Genomic DNA, 24,263 nt, shown 5'->3' with positions numbered 1-24,263 from the left:
AAATATGAATCTTGCACCGGAGAAATTGTAAGTATTACTATGCCGACTCTTTTTTATCTTAATTTAAAATGGAATGTCGGATATGTTAATTAACCGCAATATTGTGGCGTTATTTTTTATGCCTTTTATGGCAAGTGCAACTGCCACAGAATTATCTGTTGGTGCTGGCGCAGTTTATAATGAATCGCCTTATCGCGGTTATAATGAAAATACCAAAGCAATTCCGCTGATCAGTTATGAGGGCGATTCTTTTTATGTCCGCCAGACCACGTTAGGTTTTATTCTGTCGCAAAGTGAAAAAAATGAACTTAGCCTGACCGCATCCTGGATGCCGCTGGAATTTGATCCTGCCGATAATGACGACCATGCTATGCAACAACTCGATAAGCGTGACAGTACGGCAATGGCGGGAGTTGCCTGGTATCACCATGAGCGTTGGGGGACCGTGAAAGCTTCTGCGGCGGCTGATGTTCTGGATAACAGTAACGGTTGGGTAGGTGAGTTATCGTTATTCCACAAAATGCAGATAGGTCGCCTGTCGCTGACACCTGCTCTTGGCGTTCTCTATTATGACGAGAATTTCAGTGACTATTACTATGGCATTTCAGAGAGCGAGTCTCGTCGCAGCGGTCTGGCGAGTTATACCGCGCAAGATGCCTGGGTGCCATATGTCAGCCTGACGGCAAAATACCCCATCGGAGAACACGTCGTATTAATGGCGAGTGCCGGATACAGCGAGCTGCCGGAAGAGATTACCGACAGCCCGATGATTGATCGTAATGAGAGTTTTACCTTTGTCACCGGCGTGAGCTGGCGTTTTTAATTGACCCGGGAGATGTTGGATAAATTGCGTCAGCGAAATCTATATTAATCAATTGTCATCGCGGTGTCGGAGGGGGATCCGGCACCGCAGTGGATTATGCCATGTAAAAGACGTCTTTCAGCTCGCTACTGACCGGGCTGTTATCCGGATTAGCGGGCATCACGTCCTGCATATGCTTCCACCAACGTTGGCAGACTTCAGTGCTGGCAACCGCATTCCACCGTTCTTCAGATTCAATCTCTACCGTGGCAAACAGCAAATTACGCGTGCTGTCGAGATAGATGGCGTAGTTATGCGCGCCGTGGGATTTCAATATAGCTTCCAGTTCCGGCCAGATCGGGTTATGCCGACGCTGATACTCTTCGTGAGCGTCCGGGTTGACTTGCATAACAAAGGCTTTGCGGATCATAACGCCTCCAGATAAAGCTCACGCACTTCGTCGCGGCTGGCGGTACGTGGGTTACATGGTGCGCATGGGTCGGCCAGGGCTTTATCTAACCAGCCTTCGATATCCTTTTTGCTGATGCCAAGTTGACTAAATCCCGCAGGTATACCCACGCGATGGCTCAAGACTCGAATGGCATTAATTGCTTCCAGACTTGCCGCTTCATCACTCATCCCGCGCGTATCGACCCCCATCGCCTGGGCGATACGGGCAAAGCGTGCGATGGCATTCGGGCGGTTAAAGTTTTCGATTACTGGCAACAAGATGGCATTACACACCCCGTGTGGCAGGTTGTGGGTAGCACCGGGCTGATGCGCCAGTGCGTGAACCAGCCCCAGTCCCGCGCTGTTAAAAGCCATTCCCGCCAGATATTGCCCGAAAGCCATCTGTTCGCGAGCTTCCAGATTATGACCATCTTCTACCGCCTTCGGCAGCCACAGAGAAATCAGGCGGATAGCTTCCAGCGCGTTGGCATCAGTTAGCGGATGGGCGCCAACGGAAACATAGGCTTCTATGGCATGGGTTAGTGCGTCCATACCGGTGGCAGCGGTAACGGAGGCCGGGATCTCCAGCATTACACTGGCATCATCCACGGCGATATCAGGAATAATATTCGGATCGATGATGACTTCTTTCACTTGCCGCGCAGTGTCGATGATCACCGCATTGCTGGTCATCTCAGCAGCGGTTCCGGCAGTAGTATTGATCGCCACCAGCGGCACGCCTGGGTTTCTTACTTTGCCAATGCCAGAGTAAGCAGTAGAAGGGCCTGGATTAGCGGTAAGGATTTTTACGGCTTTTGCGGTATCAATCGGGCTACCGCCACCGAAAGCAATAATGTAATCACATGCGGCGTCCTGAAATGCAGCGTAGCCTTTTTGCACCAGTTCTTCGGTGGGGTTTGGAAAGACCTTATCAAATAGGTGGTAAGACATTTCGTGTTGATCCAGCGCGGTGAACAGACTGTTCAGCAATCCCAACTTAACCAGTTGCCCATCGGTAACGATCAGTGCTTTTCCCCACTGCTTATTCGCAACCAGGTTTACCATATCGCCAATTGCCCCAGCGCCATGCAGGCTGATTTTCGGTAATGCCAACATAAAACTCATGATTATTCTCCTTAAGAGCAAATCCTTCTGTTCGGCGGCATAACCCGCGCCGCCAGATGCGAAACGGGGTGTTAAAGCGCCAGTGCGCTTGCCAACGGAGTGACGCCGAAACGCTTGCCGAGGGCTATCAACTCTTCACGGCTGATGGTCTGTTTCATGCCGCCCATCGAATACACTTTCACCAATACTTCCGCCGATTTTTCTGCGGTATCGATCAGGCCAAACGCTTCGTCCAGCGTCGGACCGCAGCCGAAGACGCCGTGGAATGGCCACAAAACCAGTGAATGTTTTTGCATTTCCTGCGCGGTCGCCTGGCCAATTTCGTCCGTGCCGGGCACCATCCACGGCAAAATGCCAACGCCATCCGGGAATACCACCAGGCACTCGGTGCTGCCTTCCCACAGTTGGCGAGTGAAGACCGCCGTGTCGTTTTCCAGTACATAGGTGAGGGCGATCAGGTTGGTGGCATGGCAGTGCATGATCACCCGATCTTTACCGTTGGTGGCTTTAATGCGTTCGCAATGGGAGAGAAAGTGTGCCGGAAGTTCAGAAGTTGGGACGGCTTCGTGGGTTAGCCCCCAGAGAATATGGTAGCCCGCACCGTCGCTGTCGATTTTTACGACGCCTAAATTGGCGGCTGGATCGAGCTGGACGTTACGAAAGAATTTGCCGGAGCCGGTGACGATAAACGGCGTATTTGCCAGTAAAGGCATTGGTTGGCTTAATGGAATATAGCGCGGTTGTGGATGGAAGTTGTCATGATAAGGCGCGATATCGGCGTCATCCAGGCGCAGCGTCAGGTTGCCGCCGTTGCGCTCGTCCCAGCCTTTCAGCCAGGCGTCGGTGGTGGCTTTGATCATTCCCTGGACAAACCAGGACTGGGTAATGTTTTGCATGTTCTGTGTTCCTGTAAATTCGGTGTTGTCGGATGCACGACCTGTAAGCCGGATAAGGCACTCGTGCCGCATCTGGCAATCAATGCCTGATGCGACGCTGTCGCGTCTTATCAGACCTACAACTGTTGCTGACCCGTAAGCCGGATAAGGCACTTGTGCCGCATCCGGCAGTGTTTACCCGCGCTGGCTTAAAATTGCGTTCTCATAATCACGCACGCTTTCCAGCCATTCGCTACCCGCTGGCGTATCGTGACGCTGACAGTACATTTCCCACACCGCCTGCCACGGCAACGATTTCTGCTCTTCCAGCAACGCCAGTCGTGCGGTGTAATCACCCGCCGCTTCCAGCTTGCGCAGTTCGGCTGTCGGTTCTAATAACGCACGCAGCAGGGCTTTTTTCATATTGCGCGTGCCAATGACCCACGCGGCAATGCGGTTGATGGAGGCATCAAAGAAGTCGAGGCCGATATGCACGCGGTCAAACAGGTCATGACGAACAATCTCACTGGCGATCGCCTGGGTTTCATCATCCAGCAGTACCACGTGATCGCTGTCCCAGCGCACCGGACGGCTGACGTGCAGCAGCAACTGCGGCACATACAGCATGGCGGCGGAAATCTTGTCGGAAATGACTTCTGTCGGGTGGAAGTGTCCGGCATCCAGGCACAGCGCAGTCTGGCGACTGGTGGCATATCCCATGTAAAACTCATTGGAGCCAACCGTGTAGCTCTCCGCGCCAATACCAAACAATTTGCTCTCTACGGCGTCGATATGGTGCGCAGGGTTCAGCTTTTCGCTGATCACTTCATCCAGTGCTGCCAGCAAACGTTGGCGCGGGGCGAGACGGTCAACGGTGATATCTTTCATGCCATCCGGTATCCAGATGTTCATCACCGATGGCGTGCCAAGTTGCTCGCCAAAATAGGCCGAAACGCGACGGCTGGCTTTGCAGTGGTCAATCCAGAACTGGCGAATGCGGTCGTCGGGATGCGAGAGCGTAAAGCCATCGGCACTTAGCGGATGCGAAAAACAGGAGGGGTTAAAATCCAGACCGAGGTGATTGGCTTTCGCCCATTGCACCCAGTTTTTGAAGTGCTCTGGTTTGATTTGGTCGCGCGAGACTGGCGTGTCTGATTCCAGATAGATGGCATGTAAATTAAGCCGTTTTGGGCCAGGAATCAGTCGCATAGCTTGTTCCAGATCGGCACGCAGCTCGCTGGCATTACGCGCTTTCCCCGGATAATTACCTGTGGCCTGAATCCCGCCGGTCAGTGAACCTTCCGGGTTTTCGAAACCGGAAACATCATCGCCCTGCCAGCAGTGCATTGAAACGGGTAAGCGATCAAGTTGGCGCAGCGCCTCCTCGACATCAATCCCTACCGCCGCGAAACGCTGTTTCGCCAGTTCCCAGGCCTGTTCCAGTTGAGTGGTCATGCGCAAAGCTCCTTTGTCTGTCGTGTTGAGTGAATCCGCGCCACATAGTGGGCAATTTCACTGTCAGGATTAGGGGTAAAGGTGGTCAGATTCGCGGTGGCGCTTACTACCTGACGGAAATCATCCACATTGTTGAGTTCATCCAGCGTCATTAACTGGATGCCGATATTGCCGAGCGTCGAGGCTTCAATTGGCCCGGCAATCACTCGAATACCGCAGGCATCGGCGCATAACTGGTTGAGCAGCGCGTTCTGGCTGCCGCCGCCGACAATATGCAGTTGCGAGAAATCTTCACCGCGTAGCTGCGCCAGTTCGTGCAGTACATCGGCATACAGCAGCGCCAGACTGTCGAAAATACAGCGCGCCAGTTCAGCATCACTTTCTGGGATCGGTTGCGCCGTTTCCTGACACGCAGCCTGAATTTCGCTGCACATCGCCTCAGGATTAATAAAGCGATCGTCATTGGGATTGATGATGAAGCGACAGGCCGGAAGTGCCTGTGTCGCGGCGATAAGCGTCGGGAGATCGTTGATTTGCTGCTCCTGAAGCACCCGCTGAAGAAGCCATAAACCCATGATATTTTTCAGCACCCGATAGCGGCCTTCCGCACCGCCTTCATTGGTGATGTTGGCTGCCAGCGCCGCATCATTGGTGAATGGCGTCTGGTTTTCGAAGCCCATCAATGACCAGGTGCCGGAGGAGAGATAAGCGGCGCGGGAACCGTTTAACGGCGAGGCGATAACCGCGCTGGCGGTATCATGGCTGGCAACGGCGACCACCGGAATTTCATTACCCTGTGGGCAAATCCAGTGACCAATGACATTACCCGGATGCGTCGGACGACCAAACCAGGCTTTGTTGGCGCCGCTCCACGCCAGCAGGGACTCATCCCAGTCATCGCTATTGATATTGACCAGTTGCGTGGTCGTGGCGTTGGTGTACTCCCAGTTCATCTTGCCGGTCAGACGATAACTAAAGTAATCCGGCATCAGCAGAGCGTGAGCAATGTGCGGGATAAGTTCAGGTTGTTGCTCCGTCAGCGCACGCAGCTGATAGATCGTATTGAAGGGCAAAAACTGGATGCCGCTACGCTGATAAATATCGCGTTTGCCGAGTTGCTGCTGTGCCAATGTCATCAGTCCGTTAGTACGGCTATCACGATAGGCAATCGGTAAACCGACGCGCTGACCGTGTTGATCCAGCAGCACATAGTCCACGCCCCAGGTATCAATACCGATGCTATCGATATGAATCCCTTCTTCACACACCTTGTTTAACCCAAGGCGAATGGCGTTTTCCAGACTATCGACATCCCAGGTGGCATAGCCGCTCTGGTAATACAGCCCATTGGTAAAACGATGGATTTCACGCAGCGTCAGGCTGCGACATTCACGGTGGTAACGCGCCAGCATTACGCGCCCACTGGATGCGCCAAGATCAACGGCAACGCAGTAGCGAAAGGTCATAATGAGATCCTTCTAAGTTTCATTACGCCCAGTCTAAGAAGCGCCCGACTTCGCTACCTTCTCGTTACTGACAGGAAAATACACCACTGGCAACCAGGGAAAGATGAACGTGATGGCGTTCACAATTTTCAGAATTGTGGTGGTGTGATGTTTGCCGCATTTTCTGAAAAATCACGCTTTATCTTGAAAAATCGACATTTTTTACGTGTTTTGCTGTCGAAAGTTTAAGGTAAGAACCAAACCGCTTGATTACTATTCCGCCATGTTGACGGCATCAGGAGGCTTATATGGACGTATTACATTGCGTGGATTTTTTTCCGTCTGGTAACGTGTCTGTGGCAATAGAACCCCGGCTTCCACAGGTGGATTTTCCTGAACATCACCATGATTTCCATGAGATTGTGATTGTCGAACATGGCACGGGTATCCACATTTTCAATGGGCAGCCTTATACCATCTCCGGTGGAACAATCTGTTTCGTGCGCGATCATGATCGGCATTTATATGAACATACGGACAATCTGTATTTGACCAATGTGCTGTATCGCTCCCCGGATAGATTTCAGTTTCTCGCCGGGCTGCATCAGCTTCTACCGCAAGAGCAAGAGGGGCAATATCCGTCCCATTGGCGCGTGAGCCACAGCATATTGCAGCAGGTACGGCAGCTGGTTTCGCAACTGGAACAGCAGGACAGAACGAATGATTTACCCTCGAAAGCCAGCGGTGAGATTTTGTTTATGCAATTACTGCTCTTGCTGCGTAAAAACAGTTTGCAGGAGAGCATGGAAAGTCGCGAATCGCGCCTGAACTTGTTGTTGGCCTGGCTGGAAGAGCATTTTGCCGACGAGGTGAATTGGGAAATGATGGCGGATCAATTTTCTCTGTCACTACGCACGTTGCATCGTCAGCTAAAACAGCAAACCGGTTTGACGCCCCAGCGTTACCTTAACCGTTTACGGTTGGTGAAGGCGCGTCATCTTTTACGTCATAGCGAGGAAAGCGTGACCGAAATCGCATATCGCTGCGGATTCAGCGACAGTAACCACTTTTCGACGCTGTTTCGCCGCGAGTTTAACTGGTCACCACGAGATATTCGCCAGCGGCGGGATGGTTTTCTGCAATAACGCGAATCTTCTCAACGTATTTCCACGCCAGTTTATGAATAATCAAACGCGTCTTCTGGCTGAGGTGGCACGGTGGTTCATCAGTTTGTCCTTCGTAAAAAAGATTTTTTTGCCAGCGAACAGCAGGCGGTCGCTGTTGCTGATCGTTATCCGCAGGATGTCTTTGCCGAGCATACACATGATTTTTGTGAACTGGTGATCGTCTGGCGCGGTAACGGTTTGCACGTGCTCAACGATCGTCCTCATCGTATTACCCGCGGCGATCTCTTTTATATCCACGCAGACGATAAACACTCCTACGCTTCCGTTAACGATCTGGTTTTGCAGAACATTATTTATTGCCCGGAGCGGCTGACGCTTAATCTCGACTGGCAGGGGGCGATTCCAGGGTTTAACGCCAGCGCAGGACAACCACACTGGCGTTTAGGTAGTGCGGGCATGGCGCAGGTGCGGCAGGTTATCGGGCAGCTTGAGCACGAGAGCAGTCAGTCCGCGCCGTTTGCCAACGAAATGGCGGAGTTACTGTTCGGGCAGTTGGTGATGCTTTTGAAGCGCCATCGCTACACCAGTGATTCGTTACCGCCAACATCCAGCGAAACGTTGCTGGATAAGCTGATTACCCGGCTGGCGGCCAGCCTGAAAAGTCCTTTTGCGCTGGATAAATTCTGTGATGAGGCGGCGTGTAGTGAACGCGTCTTGCGCCAGCAATTTCGCCAGCAGACCGGGATGACCATCAATCAATATCTGCGGCAGGTCAGAGTGTGCCATGCGCAATATCTTCTCCAGCATAGCCGCCTGTTAATCAGTGATATTTCGACAGAATGTGGCTTTGAAGATAGCAACTATTTTTCGGTGGTGTTTACCCGTGAAACCGGGATGACGCCCAGCCAGTGGCGTCATCGCAATTCCCGGAAAGATTAACTCGCCATGCCCATACCGACGATGTTGGCGGCAATAATAATCACCACACAACCGAGGCTCAACACGGTAACCGGACGGCGTCCCGCATTGTTCCACTCTTTCAGCACCAGCCCGACAATACCGCCGCACAATACATAGAAACTCATATGCAGCATCCAACTGATGTAGTCATACTGCGCCGGAATGCGGGCGTGTCCCCAGGCATAGAAAAAGAATTGCAGATACCACATCAAACCGCCCAACGCCGAGAGCAATACGTTGTGGATGATCAACGGTTTCGCCAGCGAGAAGTCGGCTTTTAGCGACAAATTTTTCACTTTTGCCAGACGAATAAAACAGAAACCGAGGTTGATGATCGCACCGCCACCCATGATGACAACATAGCTTGGCAGTGCGACATACAGCGGATCAACGCCCAGCGCGGCAGCCGCTTCATGCATCGGTTTTGCGGCGTTCATCGCAAAAGACATCCCGGCAGAGAAAATGCCGCACATTACTGCCAGCACCAACCCTTTTTTCAGGTTGAACTCTTCGGCTTTAATGCCCATTTTGCGCTCTTTCAACTGCCCGGCGCGAGTCACAATTCCCACGCCAATCAGCGCCACCAGTACGCCGAGTAACGTCATTCGCCCACCGTCGGTGTTAATCAGCACATCGAAATTGCCGTTGATAATTGGCGTCATCAGCGTACCGACGATCAACGTAATGCCAATGGCGATACCAATCCCCATCGACATGCCGAGATAACGCATGGTCAGGCCGTAGTTGATATTACCAATCCCCCACATAGCGCCGAACAGAAAAACAGGCAGCAGGGTAGAGAGGCTGAACGAGCTGTAATATGCCAAGAAATCAGGTAGTAGCATGGCGCTGATGGCCCACGGCAGAATAATCCACGAAACAATCCCACCGACTGACCACATGGTTTCCCATGACCACTTTTTTACTTTTTTGAACGGAGCGTAAAAACAGGCTGCACTGGCCGCGCCGATCAAATGCCAAAATATCCCCATCGTAATCGCGTTACTCATCTTCTTATCCTCATCATTTTTTCGTCGCGTCACATCTCCGACGAGATGAGTGTAAAAATCGTGCTGTCGATTAACCTTTCGCCTGTTGCCGCCGTTGCCGATTTACTGGCAATCACGGCATTAAGTGGGTGATTTGGTTCACATCTCGGACATTTCCCTGCAAAACCATTCCCCTATGAAAAGTACGGCATTGATAATCATTTTCAATATCATTTAATTAACTATAATGAACCAACTGCTTACGCGGCATTAACAATCGGCCGCCCGACAATACTGGAGATGAATATGAGCTATACCCTGCCATCCCTGCCGTATGCTTACGATGCCCTGGAACCGCACTTCGATAAGCAGACCATGGAAATCCACCACACCAAACACCATCAGACCTACGTCAACAACGCCAACGCGGCGCTGGAAAGCCTGCCAGAATTCGCTAACCTGCCGGTTGAAGAGCTGATCACCAAACTGGACCAGCTGCCAGCAGACAAAAAAACCGTTCTGCGCAACAACGCTGGCGGTCACGCTAACCACAGTCTGTTCTGGAAAGGTCTGAAAAAAGGCACCACCCTGCAGGGCGATCTGAAAGCGGCTATCGAACGTGATTTCGGTTCCGTTGAAAACTTCAAAGCAGAATTTGAAAAAGCGGCAGCTTCCCGCTTTGGTTCCGGCTGGGCATGGCTGGTGCTGAAAGGCGATAAACTGGCGGTGGTTTCTACTGCTAACCAGGACTCCCCGCTGATGGGCGAAGCCATTTCTGGCGCTTCCGGCTTCCCGATTGTGGGCCTGGATGTGTGGGAACACGCTTACTACCTGAAATTCCAGAACCGTCGTCCGGACTACATCAAAGAGTTCTGGAACGTGGTGAACTGGGATGAAGCTGCGGCACGTTTCGCGGCGAAAAAATAATCGCATCTTGTCTGCTGTAATGAGGCGTTGACGCCTCGTGTCAGCATAAAAAACAAACCATCGTGCATAACGGTGGTTTTTTTGTGATCAATTTCAAAAGAAAAACAATGATCCTATAAAATTAAAACGATGTTTCAATTGGTGTGGTGTTGATCACTTTTATTGCTATGATGAATGTCTATCTTCGTTTCCATCAACACTGATGCTCCGTTAAGGAACTTCGCATCAGCCTATAAAAATATGCCAACAGGTGATGGAAATGCAGATAAAACGCACGATAGAGAAAATCCCGGGGGGGATGATGCTCATCCCGCTGTTCCTTGGTGCACTGTGTCATACCTTCTCGCCGGGGGCGGGTAAATATTTTGGATCATTCACCAACGGGATGATTACCGGCACGGTGCCTATCCTGGCGGTGTGGTTTTTCTGCATGGGGGCGTCTATCAAATTAAGCGCGACGGGAACAGTGTTGCGTAAATCCGGTACGCTGGTGGTAACCAAAATTGCCGTTGCGTGGGTGGTTGCGGCCATTGCTTCGCGTATTATTCCTGAGCACGGTGTCGAAGTTGGATTTTTTGCCGGGCTTTCAACGCTGGCGCTGGTGGCGGCAATGGACATGACCAACGGCGGTCTGTATGCCTCTATCATGCAACAGTACGGCACCAAAGAAGAGGCCGGGGCATTTGTGTTGATGTCGCTGGAATCTGGTCCGCTAATGACGATGATTATTCTGGGAACCGCCGGGATTGCTTCGTTTGAACCGCATGTTTTCGTTGGCGCAGTATTGCCGTTCCTGGTGGGCTTCGCGCTGGGGAACCTTGATCCTGAATTGCGCGAGTTTTTTAGCAAAGCGGTGCAGACGCTGATTCCGTTCTTTGCCTTCGCGCTGGGCAATACCATTGATTTAACCGTGATTGCCCAGACAGGTTTGTTGGGGATCCTGTTGGGTGTGGCGGTGATTATCGTGACCGGTATTCCGTTGATTATTGCCGATAAATTGATTGGCGGTGGCGATGGCACTGCCGGAATTGCCGCCTCCAGTTCTGCCGGGGCCGCAGTGGCAACGCCGGTACTGATTGCGGAAATGATCCCGGCCTTTAAACCGATGGCGCCTGCGGCAACTTCGTTGGTGGCGACGGCGGTAATTGTGACTTCGATTCTGGTGCCAATTCTTACCTCTGTCTGGTCACGTAAAGCCAAAGCCAGAGCGGCGAAGATCGAAATTCTGGGTACGGTGAAATAATCTCTCTTATTCCATATCATCGCCGGATGAATTGACGTTCATCCGGCGTTTTACCTTAAATAACAAATACCTCATCAATCGTCCGACATTCGCTTTCTGTTAACTCCCCACCGGCATTGCGCGACACACCTGTGCAGTAACCAAACTTACGTGATACCACCGTCTTGATGGTGGTGACAAAATCTTCACCGATGGCGTAGATGGACATATAGGTGCCGATCTGTTGCTGAATATCTTGTAAAGCTGCCAGGTCGCCGCGTTTGAAGGCTTCGCGGGCTCCGACAAACAGCTCTGGCATAACGTTATTTAAGCCAGAGATTATCCCCGCGCCGCCAGCCAGCAAATTAGGAATGTAATACTCGTCATACCCCGAAAGCACCGCAAAATCAGGACGCACAGCCTGAGTTGCCTGAATCATGCTGCGGGTGTGTGACTGGCAATCGACAGTATCTTTAATTCCGGCAAACTCAGGAAACTCACTCGCCAGTGTGGCGACCAGGTCAGGGGTTAAATCACAACCGGTCCGCGCCGGGAAGTTATATGCGAACCATTTGCCCTGTAATTCGCGACCCAGATGGCGGAAATAGCTTAATAATTGCTTCGCCGTCTGGCCGTAGTAATAAGGCGGGAGGATCATCACCGCATCGTACCCAACGCGATACGCTTCTTGCGCCATAACCAGTACATCATGTGTGCATGTGGACGAGACGTTGGCCACCATTTTTAGCGTGCTCATGGCTCGTGCTTCACGAATAAGCATGAGCCTCTCTTCCAGTGTGAAGGAAGCAAACTCACCAATGCTTCCCATTAGCAATATCACATCGATGTTAGCGTCAGTGAGTCGCTGCAGATGCTGCTTCAGTCCGTTAAGGTCTACATTCCCGTCTTTATCCATCGGCGTGATGGAAGGACACCAGACGCCAGAAAACTGTAATTTATCAGCCACGCGGTAAACTCCTCATAATGAAATGGTGTTTCAAAAAACATCTCATTGATAACATGTCTACAGTTTTGTCATGTGAACCGTGCTCTCATTTTGCGCGCCTGACATAAAATAAATATGGTCTAATGGGGAAATTTCTCGGTGGAGAGGGAACAGATGCGATATCCGGTTGATGTATACACAGGCAAAATACAGGCTTATCCCGAAAGCAAACCCAGCGCGATTGCGAAAGTCCAGGTCGATGGTGAGTTGATGCTGACAGAACTGGGGCTGGAAGGCGACGAACAGGCAGAGAAAAAGATTCACGGTGGGCCGGACAGGGCGCTGTGTCATTATCCTCGCGAGCATTATCTCTACTGGGCGCGGGAATTTCCGGAACAGGCAGATTTGTTTGTTGCGCCAGCTTTTGGTGAAAACCTCTCAACCGACGGTCTGACGGAAAGTAATGTTTATATTGGCGATATTTTCCGCTGGGGAGAGGCGTTGATTCAGGTCACCCAGCCGCGCTCTCCGTGCTACAAACTCAATTACCACTTTGATATCAGTGATATAGCGCAGCTGATGCAAAACACGGGTAAAGTCGGCTGGCTGTATAGCGTGATTGCGCCGGGGCAGGTATCTGCTGATGCGCCGCTGGAGTTGGTTTCCCGCGTTAGCGATGTGACCGTGCAAGAGGCTGCCGCCATCGCATGGCATATGCCGTTTGATGATGAGCAGTATCACCGTTTGCTTTCCGCAGCCGGGCTATCGAAAAGCTGGACGCGGACGATGCAGAAACGCCGACTTAGCGGCAAGATTGAAGATAATTCACGGCGGTTGTGGGGGAAATAACCCCCGGAGAGTAGGCCTGATAAGACGTGACTAGCGTCGCATCAGGCATTCTGCTCAAATGCCGGGTGCGGCGTAAGCGCTTTATCCGGCCACAAATGTTGCCCTTTGCGCAGTAAAGAGTAGGCCTGATAAGACGCGACCAGCGTCGCATCAGGCATCATGCTCAAACGCTGGATGCGGTGTAAACGCCTTATCCTGCCTACAAATGCGGAGTTTAACTCCGCTTATACAGCGGCAGCCAAATCACCAGACGTAAACCGCCAAGCGGGCTGTCTTCCGCTTTTACCCAACCACGATGCTGCTGGATGGCGGTTTCGACAATCGCCAGCCCCAAACCTGTACCGCCAGATTCACGATCGCGCGCTTCATCTGTACGATAGAACGGGCGGAAAATCTGTTCGCGATCTTCCGGGCTAACGCCAGGACCATCGTCGTCCACCGTAATGGTGATACCGTCTTTATCTACCGCAAAGCCCACTTCAATCTTCGTATGGGAATAACGCAGAGCATTACGAACAATGTTTTCCAGCGCACTTTCCAGCGCGTTCGGGTTGCCGTACAGCGGCCACGGCCCTGGCGGGAAGTTAACCGTAAACGACTTGCCCATCTGCTCCGCTTCAAACGCCGCGTTATCCAGCACTTCGTTCCACAACTGGTTGGCCTTGATTGTCTCGCTCACCAGCGCGTTTTTCTGCTGATTACGTGACATTACCAACAGGTCGTTGATCATGCTGTCCAGACGCTGGGCTTCGGTTTCAATACGCTCCAGTTCCTTGCTTTCACCACTACGACGGCGCAGTAACGCCGTACCCAGTTGCAGACGCGTCAGCGGGGTGCGCAGCTCGTGAGAGATATCAGAAAGCAGACGCTGCTGAGAGGTCATCATGCGCTCCAGCGCGGTCACCATCTGGTTAAAACTGGCACCTGCGGCAAGAAATTCTTGTGGCCCCGCTTCCAGTTCCGGGTGCTGGCGTAAGTTCCCCTGGGCAACTTCATCGGCAGCGTTTTTCAGCTTACGTGCCGGTTTTGCCAGACTCCAGGCCAACCACAACAGCAGTGGTGTACTGACCAACATAGTGACAATCAGCAGCAATAGCGGGCGGTCAAACAGTAAGTTTATGAAATCGGATTGAGAACTGCTGGCCGGACGAATCAGATAAAGCTGGTAATTATCTTCGCCATCACGCACGGAGAACGGACCGACCAGTTCCACGCGGCCATACTTTTTCTTCTGCGGATGATCGGCGTTATCGGCCTGACCAATAAAGTTGCGAATGATCTGCATTTCGCTGCGTTCAGCACCGATCACGCGGCCTTCAGTGGTCACCAGTAATAAACGCTGGCCTGGTGGCGCCCACTTATCAATGGCCCGGAACAGACGCCGCCACCACATTAAATCGTTGGGCGGATCGTTCGCCAGCTCCGCTTCAACATGCTGCTCAATCATCAGCCCCTGACGCTGTTCGCTATCCAGAAGCTCGGTCATCTGGCGTGAATCGAGCTTGGGTAACATCAAAACCAACATCAACACCAGCGCCAGCGTCAGCCAGAAGATGGCGAAGATGCGCGCGGTTAAGCTGCCTATCATGAAGCAGAAACCATCAGATAGCCGCGACCACGCAAGGTTTTAAACCACGGGTGACCATCTTTACGATCCGGCAGTTTACGACGCAGGTTGGAAATGTGCATATCGATAGCGCGGTCGAAAGGCGTCAGGCGTTTGCCCAGCACTTCCTGGCTTAAATGTTCACGGGAAACCACCTGACCCAGATGCTGTGCCAGCAAATAGAGCAGGGTAAACTCAGTGCCGGTTAACTCCAGCGTTTGCCCGTCGAAGCTGGCTTCCTGACGGCCTGGATTCAGCACTAAGGCGTCAACTTCCAGCGTCGGCGAACCATTATCGCTGTTCTGCTGTTGCTCGCTCCAGTGCGAACGGCGCAGGATAGCGCGAATACGCGCAACCAGTTCACGATCGTTAAACGGTTTCGGGAGATAGTCATCCGCACCCAGCTCAAGGCCGAGGACGCGATCAAGTTCACTGCCGCGAGCCGTCAACATAATGACTGGCGTCTGGTGTGTCTGGCGAAGTGCTTTCAGCGTATCGATACCATTTTTCTTCGGCATCATCACATCAAGCAAAAGTAAATCAATGCTGTCGTCCAGAAGAGCAAGCGCTTGTTCCCCGTCGTGGGCAACAATCACGTTGAAGCCTTCCATCTCGAGCAGCTCCTTTAACAGGGATGTCAGCTCTCGGTCATCATCAACTAACAGGATTTTATTCATTGTTTAAATACCTCCGAGGCAGAAATTACGTCATCAGACGTCGCTAATCCATGACTTTACGTTGTTTTACACCCCCTGACGCATGTTTGCAGCCTGAATCGTAAACTCTCTATCGTTGAATCGCGACAGAAAGATTTGGGAGCAAATGATGCGCATAGTTACCGCTGCCGTCATGGCCTCAACGCTGGCAGTCAGTTCATTAAGCCACGCTGCTGAAGTCGGTTCAGGCGATAACTGGCATCCGGGAGAAGAACTTACGCAGCGCAGTACGCAGAGCCATATGTTCGACGGCATAAGTTTAACCGAACATCAGCGTCAGCAGATGCGAGATCTTATGCAACAGGCCCGGCACGAACAGCCACCTGTTAATGTTAGCGAACTGGAGACAATGCATCGCCTTGTCACCGCAGAAAATTTTGATGAAAACGCTGTGCGCGCACAGGCAGAAAAAATGGCGAACGAGCAAATAGCTCGTCAGGTTGAGATGGCAAAAGTCCGCAACCAAATGTATCGCCTGTTAACGCCGGAGCAGCAAGCGGTTTTAAACAAGAAACATCAACAACGAATGGAACAGTTGCGCGACGTGACGCAATGGCAAAAAAGTTCATCGTTGAAGCTATTGAGTAGTAGCAACTCACGTTCCCAGTAGTAAACCCTGTTTTCCTTGCCATAGACACCATCCCTGTCTTCCCCCACATGATGTGGGGTTTTTTTTTATCCGCAATTTGCCTGTTACTTGATGCATTGCAGATGATTTGCATCCGTTATACTACCGTCAGTTGATAGCGGGAGTATTTATGAATCAATCTTATGGGCAGCTGGTCAGTCGGGCGGCGATTGCTGCAACGGCGATGGCTTCGCTGTTATTACTGATTAAAATTTTTGCATGGTGGTATACCGGATCAGTGAGTATTCTCGCTGCGCTGGTGGATTCGCTGGTGGATATCGGCGCGTCATTAACTAACTTATTGGTCGTGCGTTACTCACTACAACCTGCCGACGATAATCACTCCTTTGGTCACGGTAAAGCTGAATCGCTCGCCGCGCTGGCGCAAAGTATGTTTATCTCCGGTTCCGCGCTGTTCCTGTTTTTGACCGGTATTCAGCATTTGGTTTCTCCGACACCGATGAAAGACCCGGGTGTTGGGGTTATCGTGACTATTGTGGCGCTAATTTGTACGATTATTCTTGTCTCGTTTCAGCGTTGGGTCGTTCGCCGGACGCAAAGCCAGGCAGTGCGGGCAGATATGCTACATTATCAGTCTGATGTTATGATGAACGGCGCGATTTTGCTGGCGCTGGGATTGTCCTGGTACGGCTGGCATCGTGCTGATGCCCTGTTTGCTTTGGGAATCGGCATCTATATTTTATATAGCGCGTTACGCATGGGGTATGAGGCGGTCCAGTCATTATTGGATCGCGCGCTGCCCGATGGCGAACGACAGGAAATTATTGATATCGTGACTTCCTGGCCGGGAGTTAGCGGCGCTCACGATCTTCGCACGCGGCAGTCAGGGCCGACCCGCTTTATTCAGATTCATTTGGAAATGGAAGACTCTCTGCCTTTGGTTCAGGCACATATGGTGGCGGATCAGGTAGAGCAGGCTATTTTACGGCGTTTTCCAGGTTCAGATGTGATTATCCATCAAGATCCTTGTTCCGTCGTACCCAGGGAGAGTAAACGGTCTACGCTTTCATAATCCGTACAAAAGAGAGCCAGACCCGCATTTTGTGTATAAAATACCGCCATTTGGCCTGACCTGAATCAATTCAGCAGGAAGTGATTGTTATACTATTTGTACATTCGTTGGATCACTTCGATGTGCAAGAAGACTTCCGGCAACAGATTTCATTTTGCATTCCAAAGTTCAGAGGTAGTCATGATTAAGAAAATCGGTGTGTTGACAAGCGGCGGTGATGCGCCAGGCATGAACGCCGCAATTCGCGGGGTTGTTCGTTCTGCGCTGACAGAAGGTCTGGAAGTAATGGGTATTTATGACGGCTATCTGGGTCTGTATGAAGACCGTATGGTACAGCTAGACCGTTACAGCGTGTCTGACATGATCAACCGTGGTGGTACATTCCTCGGTTCTGCGCGCTTCCCGGAATTCCGCGACGAGAACATCCGCGCCGTGGCTATCGAAAACCTGAAAAAACGTGGTATCGACGCGCTGGTGGTTATCGGCGGTGACGGTTCCTACATGGGGGCAATGCGTCTGACCGAAATGGGCTTCCCGTGCATCGGCCTGCCGGGCACCATCGACAACGACATCAAAGGTACTGACTACACCATTGGTTTCTTCACGGCATTGAGCACCGTTGTTGAAGCTATCGACCGTCTGCGTGACACATCTTCTTCTCACCAACGTATTTCCGTGGTGGAAGTGATGGGCCGCTACTGTGGCGATCTGACTCTGGCTGCGGCTATTGCTGGTGGCTGTGAATTTGTTGTGGTTCCGGAAGTTGAATTCAGCCGTGACGATCTGGTAAACGAAATCAAAGCCGGTATCGCGAAAGGTAAAAAACACGCGATTGTGGCGATCACTGAACATATGTGTGACGTCGACGAGCTGGCACACTTCATCGAAAAAGAAACTGGCCGTGAAACCCGCGCAACTGTGCTGGGCCACATCCAGCGTGGTGGTTCCCCGGTACCTTACGACCGTATTCTGGCTTCCCGTATGGGCGCTTACGCTATCGATCTGCTGCTGGCAGGTTACGGCGGTCGTTGCGTAGGTATCCAGAACGAACAGCTGGTTCACCACGACATCATCGATGCTATCGAAAACATGAAGCGTCCGTTCAAAGGTGACTGGCTGGACTGCGCGAAAAAACTGTATTAATGATTTCGGAAAAAGGCAGATTTCTTTAGCCTGAAACCGATGACAGAGGCAAAAATGCCTGATGCGCTTTGCTTATCAGGCCTACATGAATTCTGCAATCTATTGAGTTTGCAAGCTTTTGTAGGTCGGATAAGCTGCATCCGGCATGAACAAAGCGCACTTTGTCAGCAATATGAGGCGGATTTCTTCCGCCTTTTTAACTCCCCCATATATACCCGCAAGTTATAGCCAATCTTTTTTTATTCTTTAATGTTTGAATCCCTTTCTGGCACGCTTTGTTCATCACAACACAACATAAGAGAGCCGGGCGATGAACAAGTGGGGCGTAGGGTTAACTTTATTACTGGCAGCGACCAGCGTTATGGCAAAGGATATTCAGCTTCTTAACGTTTCGTATGATCCAACGCGCGAACTGTACGAGCAGTACAACAAAGCCTTCAGCGCCCACTGGAAACAGCAAACCGGCGATAACGTGGTGATTCGCCAGTCGCACGGCGGTTCGGGTAAACAGGCGACGTCGGTAATCAATGGCATAGAAGCTGATGTCGTCACGCTGGCGCTAGCCTATGACGTGGATGCCATTGCTGAACGTGGTCGTATTGATAAAGAGTGGATCAAGCGTCTGCCGGATAACTCCGCACCTTATACTTCTACCATTGTCTTCCTGGTGCGTAAGGGGAATCCGAAGCAGATTCACGACTGGAACGATTTGATTAAGCCAGGTGTTTCGGTGATCACCCCGAACCCGAAAAGTTCTGGTGGTGCACGCTGGAACTACCTGGCAGCCTGGGGATACGCCCTGCATCACAACAACAACGATCAGGCAAAAGCGCAGGAATTCGTGCAGTCGTTGTATAAAAACGTCGAAGTACTGGATTCCGGCGCTCGCGGTTCAACGAATACCTTTGTTGAGCGCGGCATTGGCGACGTACTGATTGCCTGGGAAAACGAAGCTCTGCTGGCGGCGAATGAACTGGGGAAAGATAAATTCGAAATCGTCACGCCGAGCGAGTCTATTCTCGCAGAGCCTACGGTGTCAGTTGTCGATAAAGTGGTAGAGAAAAAAGGCACTAAAGAGGTGGCGGAAGCTTACCTGAACTATCTCTACTCGCCAGAAGGCCAGGAGATTGCGGCTAAAAACTACTATCGTCCGCGCGATCCTCAGGTAGCGAAAAAATATGAAAATGCCTTTCCGAAGCTGAAGTTATTCACCATTGATGAAGAGTTCGGTGGCTGGACGAAAGCGCAAAAAGAGCATTTCTCTAACGGCGGTACGTTTGACCAAATCAGCAAACGTTAATTTTGTTGAAGGCAATCAGACCCGGTGGCATCTCGCGACCGGGTTTTTTATTTGTCACGATTTTGCGTTACCCTTGCATCTCTTTGAGGTACAGGGAAAAAAAGATGAAAAAAGCAGGTCTTCTTTTTTTAGCGATGATGGTTATCGCTGTTGCTGCCGCAGGCATTGGTTACTGGAAATTGACCGGTGAAGAGTCGGACACGTTGCGCCAGATTGCCCTTGAGCAATGTTTACCCAACCAGCAGCAAAACCAAAACCCTTCGCCATGTGCGGAAGTCAAACCCAATGCCGGATATGTGGTTTTAAAAGACCTCAACGGTCCTCTGCAATATTTGTTGATGCCAACGTATCGTATTAACGGCACTGAAAGTCCATTGTTAACCGATCCTTCAACGCCTAATTTCTTCTGGTTAGCCTGGCAGGCGCGTGATTTTATGAGCAAAAAATACGGCCAGCCAGTCCCCGATCGCGCGGTATCTCTGGCGATTAACTCCCGTACCGGACGCACGCAAAACCATTTTCATATCCATATCTCTTGTATTCGTCCTGATGTGCGCGAACAACTGGATAATAATCTGGCGAATATCAGCACCCGTTGGTTACCGCTGCCCGGTGGGCTGCGTGGGCATGAATACCTGGCACGTAGGGTAACTGAAAGCGAGCTGGTAAAACGGAGTCCGTTTATGATGCTGGCAGAAGAAGTACCAGAGGCACGGGAACATATGGGCAGTTACGCGCTGGCAATGGTGCGACAGAGTGATAACTCGTTTGTATTGCTGGCGACGCAGCGCAATCTGCTGACGCTGAATCGTGCTTCAGCCGAGGAACTTCAGGATCATCAGTGTGAGATTTTGCGTTAAAGCGAGGAATTGTTAAGGAAAGCTAAGTGCCGGATGCGATATCCGGCACCTGTCAGACTTAAGCCTGTTTAGCCGCTTCTGCAGCTTTAACGATCACTGCGAAGGCGTCAGCTTTCAGAGAAGCACCGCCAACCAGCGCGCCGTCGATGTCCGGCTGAGCGAACAGTTCTGCGGCGTTAGACGCGTTTACAGAACCGCCGTACTGGATGATCACTTGTTCAGCGATGTTAGCGTCAACTTTAGCGATGTGGTCACGGATAAATTTGTGAACAGCCTGTGCCTGCGCCGGAGTTGCAGATTTGCCAGTACCGATTGCCCATACTGGTTCGTAAGCGATTACCGCACCTTCGAATGCCGCAGCACCCTGAGTTTTCAGTACCGCGTCGATCTGACGTGCGCAAACTTCTTCAGTTTTGCCCGCTTCGTTTTCAGCTTCGGTTTCACCGATGCACAGAACCGGAGTCAGACCCTGCTCTTTCAGCACCGCGAATTTTTTCGCGATCAGTTCGTCAGACTCTTTGTGGTAAGTACGACGTTCAGAGTGACCGATGATGATGTACTGTGCGCCGATGTCTTTCAGCATAGCAGCAGAGGTTTCACCAGTGAATGCGCCGGACAGGTTCAGGTCCACGTTCTGCGCACCCAGCATGATGTGGCTGCCTTCAGCTTCACGCTTCGCCATATCGATGTACATTTCTGGTGGCGCGATTGCAACGCCACAGCCATCAACGCCTGCCAGCTCTTTACGCAGGTTAGAAACCAGCTCGTGAACCATGTGGCGGCTGCCGTTCAGTTTCCAGTTACCCATCACTAAAGGATGTCGCATTTTAATTCTCCACGCTTATAAGCGAATAAAGGAAGATGGCCGCCCCGCGGGGCAGCAGGTCTGTGAAACAGTATAGAGATTCATCACTGGAAAGGCTTTGCTTTTTGTCATTTATTCAACCCTTCAAGCGATTCAGATAGCGCCAGCTTAATCGGTTCAACAGCGAAGGTCAGTCCTTTTTCGCCGTTGTCCGCGACAACATAGCGCAGTGCGCCTTCTGTCTCTGTGTAATAACGTTTGTTTTTCCCCGCAGTAAGGAGCGACTGTAGCTTTTTCTGGCTTTGTGTTTTGGTCATCAGCGGGGTGAGTGTGCGGATCACCGCCGCCATGTATTCATGAGCTTTTGCTTTGGCGGCTTTTTGCTCTGGCCCCTGGATGGGTAGCCAGGTAATTTGAATGCTTTTGATTTTTAAAGTGCCACGCTCCAGCGCCGTAGAGGCATACAAGTTCTCGTTAATTTTACTGGCGGCGCGAGTCAGATTGGCTTTGTCGGGGCTGCTGTCGATGGCGCGAAACTCGTTCAGTGGCAGGTTGGGGTTCTGGCTGTTAAAGTTTTCTCGAAACTGGCTGATGGAGAGATCGAAGGTAGGGGCGCCAGCAAGCAGATAGGGCGCAGTGGTCGCCGTACCTGGTGTTTGTGCATGCACCGTTGTGCTAACGGCTGATGCAGAACATAAGAGAAAAAACAGCGTAAACCCTGGCTTCATCGACAGTACCTTTTGTTATGACTGGCTCCGATTAAAACGATATCTGTCTCCCTTGTCAAAAGGGTAGAATCCTGGAAAAGACAACCATCAAGGAACTTACATGACCATACAGCAATGGTTATTCTCGTTTAAAGGGCGTATTGGGCGCCGTGATTTCTGGATTTGGATTGGCCTCTGGTTCGTTGGCATGCTGGTGCTTTTCTCACTGGCAGGTAAAAACTTACTCGATATCCAGACCGCCGCGTTTTGCCTGGTGTGCTTACTTTGGCCGACCGCGGCAGTAACGGTCAAACGACTGCACGATCGCGGGCGTTCCGGCGCATGGGCATTTTTAATGATTGTAGCGTGGATGCTGCTGGCGGGTAATTGGGCGATTTTACCGGGCGTCTGGCAATGGACGGTGGGGCGTTTTGTCCCGACGTTGATTCTGGTGATGATGCTTATTGATCTTGGCGCATTTGTCGGTACGCAGGGCGAAAATAAATTTGGCAAAGATACTCTGGATGTGAAGTATAAAGCCGACAATAAATCAAGTAATTAACCTTTAATATATCTCTTATTGCTATTTTTTTCCGGGATCGTTATTTCCACGCTGGAAATGACAATGCCCGGAAAATCCTCCTCATTTCCTCACCTTAAGCAATATCAAAAAAAATGGTAATCCATAAGATCATTACTTGTTTGTTCTTCTCTTAACGGCGCATTATTCTTAAGTCGTAATCGACAGAGAGGCGAATATACAGAGGTGCCCTATGAAAGATGTCGTAGATAAATGCAGTACTAAAGGATGTGCGATTGATATCGGTACGGTGATTGATAACGACAACTGTACCAGTAAGTTTTCGCGCTTTTTTGCCACCCGCGAAGAAGCAGAGTCCTTTATGACCAAACTGAAAGAGCTTGCCGCCACTGCATCCTCTGCGGATGAAGGGGCCAGCGTGGCCTATAAGATTAAGGATCTGGAGGGGCAAGTTGAGCTTGATGCGGCCTTCACCTTCTCATGCCAGGCCGAGATGATTATTTTTGAGTTATCCCTGCGTTCGTTAGCTTGATGGAGTCGCTTTAGAAGGAGTTAAACATGGCTTATAAACACATTGGCGTGGCAATTTCCGGAAATGAAGAAGATGCCTTACTGGTGAACAAAGCCCTGGATCTCGCCAGACATAATGACGCTCACCTGACATTGATTCATATTGATGATGGCTTAAGCGAGTTGTATCCGGGCATTTACTTCCCTGCAACAGAAGATATTCTTCAACTGTTGAAAGATAATTCGGATAACAAGCTGTATAAACTGACGAAAAATATTCAGTGGCCGAAAACCAAACTGCGTATTGAGCGCGGAGAAATGCCGGAAACACTGCTTGAAATTATGCAACAAGAGCAGTGCGACCTCCTTGTCTGTGGTCATCACCACTCATTTATCAACCGTTTGATGCCGGCATACCGCGGGATGATCAATAAGTTGAATGCGGACCTGCTCATCGTGCCGTTTATCGATAAGTAACCGCTTACCAGTAATGCTCCGCTGTCATGTGGCCCGGTCGACGACGTAAATGTTTCGTCATCTGCCGGGTTTCTTTTAGCAGCTGTTGCGTATCGCGCACCATTTGCGGATTACCACAGAGCATCACATGACTGGTTTCTTTATCCATTGCCAGGCCAACCGCGTTTTCCAGTTCACCGCTTTCAATTAACGCCGGTATTCGCCCGGTGAGCGAACCCGCAGCCGTTTCCCGACTGACCACCGTCTGAATGCGCAGTTTCCCTTCGTAGCGTTTTTCCAGTTCTTGCATCAGCGGCAGATAGCTTAAGTCGGCGGCATATCGTGCGGCGTGAACCAGCACCAGGTTTTTGAAGCGATCTAAATCTTTGCCCAATTGCAGAATTGATAAATAAGGGCCAATCGCTGTACCGGTTGCCAGCATCCACAGTGTTTCGCAGTCCGGCACTTCATCCAGCACAAAGAAGCCAGCCGCCTCGCTAACCACTTGTACTTCGTCACCCGGTTTTAGCGCCGCCAGTCGCGGGCTTAATTTGCCATCGGGGACGGTGACCAGGTAAAACTCCAGATCGGGATTGTCGGGCGAGTTAACGTAAGAGTAGGCACGCTGAACGCGTTCGCCGTCAATTTCAAGGCCAAGCTTGGTGAATTGCCCGGCAGTAAACGGAAGCACGGGAGCGTGAACGGTGAGACTAAACAGGGCGTCGGTCCAGTTCTGCACTTTAGTGACTTTGCCTGTTACCCAATCAGCCATGTTTTTCTCCTGTT

At 51.2% G+C, this 24,263-nt stretch carries 26 protein-coding genes; 14 read left to right on the top strand and 12 right to left on the bottom strand.

What is annotated here, in order from left to right; all coding sequences use genetic code 11:
• The first annotated feature begins 82 nt into the window (after window positions 1-82).
• Window positions 83-823 (top strand): MipA/OmpV family protein, encoded by a 741-nt coding sequence (locus D9736_RS11375; protein ID WP_130258351.1) that lies wholly within the window; start codon window positions 83-85, stop codon window positions 821-823.
• 94 nt (window positions 824-917) lie between these two features.
• Here the strand turns inward: D9736_RS11375 and rhaM are convergent, their stop codons facing one another.
• From rhaM to rhaB, 5 genes are all read right to left on the bottom strand, one after another.
• Window positions 918-1,232 carry an L-rhamnose mutarotase gene (gene rhaM / locus D9736_RS11370; RefSeq protein ID WP_130258350.1) on the bottom strand — a complete coding sequence of 105 codons (315 nt, stop codon included), beginning with the start codon at window positions 1,230-1,232 and terminating at the stop codon, window positions 918-920.
• Window positions 1,229-2,377, bottom strand: coding sequence for a lactaldehyde reductase (gene fucO / locus D9736_RS11365; protein ID WP_130215230.1), 1,149 nt, complete (start codon window positions 2,375-2,377; stop codon window positions 1,229-1,231). Before fucO ends, rhaM begins: the two co-directional genes overlap by 4 nt.
• 71 nt (window positions 2,378-2,448) lie before the next feature.
• Entirely contained in the window at window positions 2,449-3,273 is an 825-nt protein-coding gene (gene rhaD, locus D9736_RS11360; RefSeq protein WP_130215232.1) for a rhamnulose-1-phosphate aldolase, read from the bottom strand.
• A 174-nt stretch (window positions 3,274-3,447) separates the two neighbouring features.
• Complete coding sequence (gene rhaA, locus D9736_RS11355; RefSeq protein ID WP_130215234.1) at window positions 3,448-4,707, bottom strand: L-rhamnose isomerase; 1,260 nt, start codon at window positions 4,705-4,707, stop codon at window positions 3,448-3,450.
• A complete protein-coding gene (gene rhaB, locus D9736_RS11350) occupies window positions 4,704-6,173 on the bottom strand; it encodes a rhamnulokinase (RefSeq protein ID WP_130215236.1) in 1,470 nt (489 codons plus the stop codon). The genes rhaA and rhaB overlap by 4 nt, the downstream gene beginning before the upstream one ends.
• Before the next feature lie 287 nt (window positions 6,174-6,460).
• On the opposite strand from rhaB, the gene rhaS reads away from it, so the two are divergent.
• Together rhaS and rhaR are read left to right on the top strand one after the other, a co-directional pair.
• Entirely contained in the window at window positions 6,461-7,297 is an 837-nt protein-coding gene (rhaS, locus tag D9736_RS11340) for an HTH-type transcriptional activator RhaS (RefSeq protein WP_130258349.1), read from the top strand.
• A 72-nt stretch (window positions 7,298-7,369) separates the two neighbouring features.
• Window positions 7,370-8,218, top strand: coding sequence for an HTH-type transcriptional activator RhaR (gene rhaR, locus D9736_RS11335; RefSeq protein WP_130258348.1), 849 nt, complete (start codon window positions 7,370-7,372; stop codon window positions 8,216-8,218).
• Here the strand turns inward: rhaR and rhaT are convergent.
• Window positions 8,215-9,249, bottom strand: a complete 1,035-nt coding sequence (gene rhaT / locus D9736_RS11330) for an L-rhamnose/proton symporter RhaT (protein WP_130258347.1) — start codon at window positions 9,247-9,249, stop codon at window positions 8,215-8,217. The two genes, rhaR and rhaT, sit on opposite strands and share 4 nt — an antisense overlap.
• 285 nt (window positions 9,250-9,534) lie before the next feature.
• Between rhaT and sodA the strand changes: the two genes are divergently transcribed.
• The gene (sodA, locus tag D9736_RS11325; protein ID WP_130215246.1) at window positions 9,535-10,155 is read left to right on the top strand and encodes a superoxide dismutase [Mn]; all 621 of its coding nucleotides are present in this window, start codon (window positions 9,535-9,537) and stop codon (window positions 10,153-10,155) included.
• A gap of 259 nt (window positions 10,156-10,414) precedes the next feature.
• On the top strand, window positions 10,415-11,398 hold the full coding sequence (gene kdgT / locus D9736_RS11320) for a 2-keto-3-deoxygluconate transporter (protein WP_130215248.1): 984 nt from the start codon (window positions 10,415-10,417) through the stop codon (window positions 11,396-11,398).
• Between the two features lie 55 nt (window positions 11,399-11,453).
• On the opposite strand, the gene D9736_RS11315 is transcribed toward kdgT, so the two are convergent.
• Window positions 11,454-12,344, bottom strand: a complete 891-nt coding sequence (locus D9736_RS11315; protein WP_130258346.1) for a dihydrodipicolinate synthase family protein — start codon at window positions 12,342-12,344, stop codon at window positions 11,454-11,456.
• Window positions 12,345-12,497: 153 nt separating this feature from the next.
• Here D9736_RS11315 and yiiM point away from each other — a divergent pair, with 153 nt between their 5' ends.
• Window positions 12,498-13,172, top strand: coding sequence for a 6-hydroxyaminopurine reductase (gene yiiM / locus D9736_RS11310; protein WP_130258345.1), 675 nt, complete (start codon window positions 12,498-12,500; stop codon window positions 13,170-13,172).
• Window positions 13,173-13,386: 214 nt separating this feature from the next.
• Here yiiM and cpxA read toward each other — a convergent pair whose 3' ends face one another.
• Window positions 13,387-14,760, bottom strand: a complete 1,374-nt coding sequence (gene cpxA / locus D9736_RS11305; RefSeq protein ID WP_000580414.1) for an envelope stress sensor histidine kinase CpxA — start codon at window positions 14,758-14,760, stop codon at window positions 13,387-13,389.
• On the bottom strand, window positions 14,757-15,455 hold the full coding sequence (cpxR, locus tag D9736_RS11300) for an envelope stress response regulator transcription factor CpxR (RefSeq protein ID WP_130206632.1): 699 nt from the start codon (window positions 15,453-15,455) through the stop codon (window positions 14,757-14,759). The genes cpxA and cpxR overlap by 4 nt, the downstream gene beginning before the upstream one ends.
• Window positions 15,456-15,603: 148 nt before the next feature.
• Here cpxR and cpxP point away from each other — a divergent pair, with 148 nt between their 5' ends.
• The 5 genes from cpxP to cdh all read left to right on the top strand — a co-directional run bounded on the left by cpxP (window position 15,604) and on the right by cdh (window position 20,458).
• Complete coding sequence (gene cpxP / locus D9736_RS11295) at window positions 15,604-16,104, top strand: cell-envelope stress modulator CpxP (protein ID WP_130206850.1); 501 nt, start codon at window positions 15,604-15,606, stop codon at window positions 16,102-16,104.
• Between the two features lie 148 nt (window positions 16,105-16,252).
• The gene (fieF, locus tag D9736_RS11290; RefSeq protein WP_064530279.1) at window positions 16,253-17,155 is read left to right on the top strand and encodes a CDF family cation-efflux transporter FieF; all 903 of its coding nucleotides are present in this window, start codon (window positions 16,253-16,255) and stop codon (window positions 17,153-17,155) included.
• A 180-nt stretch (window positions 17,156-17,335) separates the two neighbouring features.
• Window positions 17,336-18,298, top strand: a complete 963-nt coding sequence (gene pfkA, locus D9736_RS11285) for a 6-phosphofructokinase (RefSeq protein ID WP_032185626.1) — start codon at window positions 17,336-17,338, stop codon at window positions 18,296-18,298.
• A gap of 310 nt (window positions 18,299-18,608) precedes the next feature.
• Window positions 18,609-19,598 (top strand): sulfate/thiosulfate ABC transporter substrate-binding protein Sbp, encoded by a 990-nt coding sequence (gene sbp / locus D9736_RS11280; RefSeq protein ID WP_130215254.1) that lies wholly within the window; start codon window positions 18,609-18,611, stop codon window positions 19,596-19,598.
• A 104-nt stretch (window positions 19,599-19,702) separates the two neighbouring features.
• Complete coding sequence (gene cdh / locus D9736_RS11275; RefSeq protein WP_130215256.1) at window positions 19,703-20,458, top strand: CDP-diacylglycerol diphosphatase; 756 nt, start codon at window positions 19,703-19,705, stop codon at window positions 20,456-20,458.
• A 58-nt stretch (window positions 20,459-20,516) separates the two neighbouring features.
• On the opposite strand, the gene tpiA is transcribed toward cdh, so the two are convergent.
• Window positions 20,517-21,284 (bottom strand): triose-phosphate isomerase, encoded by a 768-nt coding sequence (gene tpiA / locus D9736_RS11270; RefSeq protein ID WP_130206626.1) that lies wholly within the window; start codon window positions 21,282-21,284, stop codon window positions 20,517-20,519.
• A 107-nt stretch (window positions 21,285-21,391) separates the two neighbouring features.
• Window positions 21,392-21,991, bottom strand: a complete 600-nt coding sequence (locus tag D9736_RS11265) for a YiiQ family protein (RefSeq protein WP_130206624.1) — start codon at window positions 21,989-21,991, stop codon at window positions 21,392-21,394.
• Between the two features lie 100 nt (window positions 21,992-22,091).
• Here D9736_RS11265 and D9736_RS11260 point away from each other — a divergent pair, with 100 nt between their 5' ends.
• The 3 genes from D9736_RS11260 to uspD all read left to right on the top strand — a co-directional run bounded on the left by D9736_RS11260 (window position 22,092) and on the right by uspD (window position 23,498).
• Window positions 22,092-22,532, top strand: a complete 441-nt coding sequence (locus D9736_RS11260) for a DUF805 domain-containing protein (protein ID WP_064530283.1) — start codon at window positions 22,092-22,094, stop codon at window positions 22,530-22,532.
• Between the two features lie 211 nt (window positions 22,533-22,743).
• On the top strand, window positions 22,744-23,043 hold the full coding sequence (locus D9736_RS11255; protein ID WP_032204720.1) for a DUF406 domain-containing protein: 300 nt from the start codon (window positions 22,744-22,746) through the stop codon (window positions 23,041-23,043).
• A 26-nt stretch (window positions 23,044-23,069) separates the two neighbouring features.
• Window positions 23,070-23,498, top strand: a complete 429-nt coding sequence (gene uspD, locus D9736_RS11250; RefSeq protein WP_130222376.1) for a universal stress protein UspD — start codon at window positions 23,070-23,072, stop codon at window positions 23,496-23,498.
• Window positions 23,499-23,502: 4 nt separating this feature from the next.
• Here the strand turns inward: uspD and fpr are convergent, their stop codons facing one another.
• Window positions 23,503-24,249, bottom strand: coding sequence for a ferredoxin--NADP(+) reductase (gene fpr, locus D9736_RS11245; RefSeq protein WP_130258344.1), 747 nt, complete (start codon window positions 24,247-24,249; stop codon window positions 23,503-23,505).
• Between the last annotated feature and the right edge of the window lie 14 nt (window positions 24,250-24,263).

Source organism: Escherichia sp. E10V10, assembly GCF_004211985.1.
Classification (GTDB): domain Bacteria; phylum Pseudomonadota; class Gammaproteobacteria; order Enterobacterales; family Enterobacteriaceae; genus Escherichia.
Note: the sequence above shows the minus strand (reverse complement) of the source record. Positions and strands in the feature narration are given on the sequence as shown.

Bases quoted from the DNA above. Each gene is read 5' to 3' on its own strand.
- D9736_RS11375 (WP_130258351.1), top strand. From the start codon at position 83: ATGTTAATTAACCGCAATATTGTGGCGTTATTTTTTATGCCTTTTATG.
- rhaM (WP_130258350.1), bottom strand. From the start codon at position 1,232: ATGATCCGCAAAGCCTTTGTTATGCAAGTCAACCCGGACGCTCACGAA.
- fucO (WP_130215230.1), bottom strand. From the start codon at position 2,377: ATGAGTTTTATGTTGGCATTACCGAAAATCAGCCTGCATGGCGCTGGG.
- rhaD (WP_130215232.1), bottom strand. From the start codon at position 3,273: ATGCAAAACATTACCCAGTCCTGGTTTGTCCAGGGAATGATCAAAGCC.
- rhaA (WP_130215234.1), bottom strand. From the start codon at position 4,707: ATGACCACTCAACTGGAACAGGCCTGGGAACTGGCGAAACAGCGTTTC.
- rhaB (WP_130215236.1), bottom strand. From the start codon at position 6,173: ATGACCTTTCGCTACTGCGTTGCCGTTGATCTTGGCGCATCCAGTGGG.
- rhaS (WP_130258349.1), top strand. From the start codon at position 6,461: ATGGACGTATTACATTGCGTGGATTTTTTTCCGTCTGGTAACGTGTCT.
- rhaT (WP_130258347.1), bottom strand. From the start codon at position 9,249: ATGAGTAACGCGATTACGATGGGGATATTTTGGCATTTGATCGGCGCG.
- sodA (WP_130215246.1), top strand. From the start codon at position 9,535: ATGAGCTATACCCTGCCATCCCTGCCGTATGCTTACGATGCCCTGGAA.
- kdgT (WP_130215248.1), top strand. From the start codon at position 10,415: ATGCAGATAAAACGCACGATAGAGAAAATCCCGGGGGGGATGATGCTC.
- yiiM (WP_130258345.1), top strand. From the start codon at position 12,498: ATGCGATATCCGGTTGATGTATACACAGGCAAAATACAGGCTTATCCC.
- cpxA (WP_000580414.1), bottom strand. From the start codon at position 14,760: ATGATAGGCAGCTTAACCGCGCGCATCTTCGCCATCTTCTGGCTGACG.
- cpxR (WP_130206632.1), bottom strand. From the start codon at position 15,455: ATGAATAAAATCCTGTTAGTTGATGATGACCGAGAGCTGACATCCCTG.
- cpxP (WP_130206850.1), top strand. From the start codon at position 15,604: ATGCGCATAGTTACCGCTGCCGTCATGGCCTCAACGCTGGCAGTCAGT.
- fieF (WP_064530279.1), top strand. From the start codon at position 16,253: ATGAATCAATCTTATGGGCAGCTGGTCAGTCGGGCGGCGATTGCTGCA.
- pfkA (WP_032185626.1), top strand. From the start codon at position 17,336: ATGATTAAGAAAATCGGTGTGTTGACAAGCGGCGGTGATGCGCCAGGC.
- sbp (WP_130215254.1), top strand. From the start codon at position 18,609: ATGAACAAGTGGGGCGTAGGGTTAACTTTATTACTGGCAGCGACCAGC.
- cdh (WP_130215256.1), top strand. From the start codon at position 19,703: ATGAAAAAAGCAGGTCTTCTTTTTTTAGCGATGATGGTTATCGCTGTT.
- tpiA (WP_130206626.1), bottom strand. From the start codon at position 21,284: ATGCGACATCCTTTAGTGATGGGTAACTGGAAACTGAACGGCAGCCGC.
- D9736_RS11265 (WP_130206624.1), bottom strand. From the start codon at position 21,991: ATGAAGCCAGGGTTTACGCTGTTTTTTCTCTTATGTTCTGCATCAGCC.
- D9736_RS11260 (WP_064530283.1), top strand. From the start codon at position 22,092: ATGACCATACAGCAATGGTTATTCTCGTTTAAAGGGCGTATTGGGCGC.
- D9736_RS11255 (WP_032204720.1), top strand. From the start codon at position 22,744: ATGAAAGATGTCGTAGATAAATGCAGTACTAAAGGATGTGCGATTGAT.
- uspD (WP_130222376.1), top strand. From the start codon at position 23,070: ATGGCTTATAAACACATTGGCGTGGCAATTTCCGGAAATGAAGAAGAT.
- fpr (WP_130258344.1), bottom strand. From the start codon at position 24,249: ATGGCTGATTGGGTAACAGGCAAAGTCACTAAAGTGCAGAACTGGACC.